This window comes from Haloarcula rubripromontorii, from assembly GCF_001280425.1.
GTDB lineage: Archaea > Halobacteriota > Halobacteria > Halobacteriales > Haloarculaceae > Haloarcula > Haloarcula rubripromontorii.
On the sequence record NZ_LIUF01000017.1, the window covers coordinates 1 to 2,275 of the forward strand.

Below are 2,275 nucleotides of genomic sequence, written 5' to 3' on the forward strand. Positions count from 1 at the left end.
CCGATGACCTCGTCGCCCTCGCCTTTCTCGACCGGGACGGACTCGCCGGTCACCATCGACTCGTCGACCGCCGAGTCGCCGTCGACGACGACGCCGTCCGTCGGAACCTTCTCGCCAGGTCGGACTTTCAGTCGGTCGCCGACCCCCACCTCGTCGATGGGAATCTCCGCCTCGCTGCCGTCCTCGTGGACGACGGTCGCCGTGTCGGCCTCCATCTCGAGCAGTTGCTGGATGGCGGCCCCGGCCTGACTTTTCGACCGGGCTTCGAGGTAGTTCCCGAGCGTGATGAAGACGAGAATCAGCGCGGCCGTATCGAAGTACAGCCCCGTGCTCGCTATCAGCCCGGCCAGCGCGGCCACTGAGTAGATGTACGCCGTCGAGGACCCCAGCGCGATGAGGACATCCATGTTCGCCCGGCCGTTGTTGACAAGCGCCTTGTAGGAGTTCTCGTAGAAGTGCTTGCCAAGCAGTATCTGCACCGGCGTCGCCAGCGCGAAGGCGACCCAGCCCTGTGGTACTCCCAGAACCGTCTCGCGGACGAGTCCGAGCGAGAACAGATGGTCCGCCATGAACAGCAAGAGCGGGGCCGAGAGAACCGCTCCGAACAGCGTGAGCCGAAGTTGTCTACGCGTCTCCTCGTTGCGCGCGGCGGCGCGGCGATCAGCGCCGGATTGCTCACCGCCATCGCTGTCGTCGGCGTTTGCACCCCCACTGCCCTCTCTTACGGGCGTGTAGCCGGCGGACTCGATAGCGTCGTAGAGGTCCGACCGCGACACGTCGGCCGGGTTGTAGGTGACCTGGCCCTCATCGGTAGCGTAGTTCACGCTGGCTTCGATGACGCCCGCGGTCCCCTCCAGCGCCTCCTCGTTGGTCTCCGCGCAGTTCGCACACGACATATCGGTGATGCCGATAGTCACTGTCTCCGTCGCCACGCCGTAGCCAGCGTCCTGTACGGCCGTGACGATGTCAGCTAGCGATACCACATCGGGGTCGTACTCGACGCTCCCCTCGTCGGTGGCGTAGTTTGCGTCGACGGATGTAATCCCGTCCAGTTCGCCCACCGACTCTTCGATGGTGCCCGCGCAGTTGGCACAGCTCATTCCCGTTAGTTCGAGCCGAGTGGTCCGGTTGCTCATCTTGTCTTACTGTACGCCCCCCGTATTCATGCGGTTTGTCCCTTTGATTCGAAGGTCAGGCCCGGCTGATATTTTCGAACCAAACTCGAATAGCCGATAAGATACTATTCTGAACTTCGCATTGCGCTCAGGCTCCTTCTTTGAGCGATTCGTACTGGTCGACGAACCGCTCGGCACAGGAGCCACAGCAGAAGTAGTACCGCTCCCCGTCGAGCGTGCGCTGTTCGCCCTCCTCGTCGACGGAGTTGCCACACTCCGCGCAGTCGGGCGCGAACTCCGCCGCACCTAGCCCGACGGTCCATTCGGTGTCCGCAATCATCCGGACCTCGTAGCGCTCCACGTCTCCGAGGTCGACATGTTCGGCGAGGAGTTCGCTCGCGTCGGCCTGAGAGACGTTCGCTACCAGTACTACCCGGCCACCGGCGGTTCGATAGACCCGCTCGACGGCGTCTGCGTCGCTGGCCGCTGTAGCGATGTCGGCGGCCCGACCCGGCTTCGCAGTGACTTCGAGCAGAACCGGCACGCCGGCCTGTAGCAGTGAACGGTCGATGTCGACGGTAAACCCCTCTATCAGGCCCATTTCGACGAGTCTGTCGACGCGGTCGGAAACTGCAGGGGCCGAGAGATCTACTCGCTCGGCAATGTCGCTGTAGGGCCGTCTGGCATCTTCGAGCAGCAGTCGGAGGATCTCGTGGTCCGTGTCGTCGAGTCCGGGCATATCGGACCAACTTCCAGCGCCGGTTTATGTGTTGCGTCCACCCGCGTCTGTGCCACAGAGCGGACCCCAGGCATGAACAGTTCAGCGGATTAGACTAGTCTAATATTGTAGTTAGATAGAAACTATTATATTCTTCTTCGATAGCAAGCCACACATGGAAACTAACCAACCCTGCGACGACCGGCCGTATAGCGTCACCCGCAGGCAGGCACTCGGTGCCGGAGCGGGAGCCCTCGCGACCGGCTTTGCCGGCTGTCTGACCGGCGGCGGGAGGGAAGCGGCATCGACTGATAGCGGCGGGACGGACGGTGCGGACGGGCCCGTTGCGGTCGCGTCGTTCTTTAGCTTCTACGACTTCGCCCGCAATATCGCACGCGGGACGCCGATAACGGTCAAGAACCTCATCCCGACCGGACTGCAC

The 2,275-nt window shown here is 62.9% G+C and carries 2 protein-coding genes and 1 pseudogene; 1 reads left to right on the plus strand and 2 read right to left on the minus strand.

Features of this window, described 5'->3' with window-relative positions; translation table 11 throughout:
* Positions 1-1,136: heavy metal translocating P-type ATPase (locus AMS69_RS19515; protein ID WP_155120019.1), on the minus strand; the 1,136-nt coding region annotated here is incomplete at its 3' end.
* Between the two features lie 127 nt (positions 1,137-1,263).
* A complete protein-coding gene (locus tag AMS69_RS19520) occupies positions 1,264-1,854 on the minus strand; it encodes a winged helix-turn-helix transcriptional regulator (protein ID WP_053969648.1) in 591 nt (196 codons plus the stop codon).
* A 154-nt stretch (positions 1,855-2,008) separates the two neighbouring features.
* Between AMS69_RS19520 and AMS69_RS19525 the strand changes: the two are divergent.
* Positions 2,009-2,275, plus strand: a pseudogene (locus AMS69_RS19525) (metal ABC transporter substrate-binding protein); the annotation flags it as partial.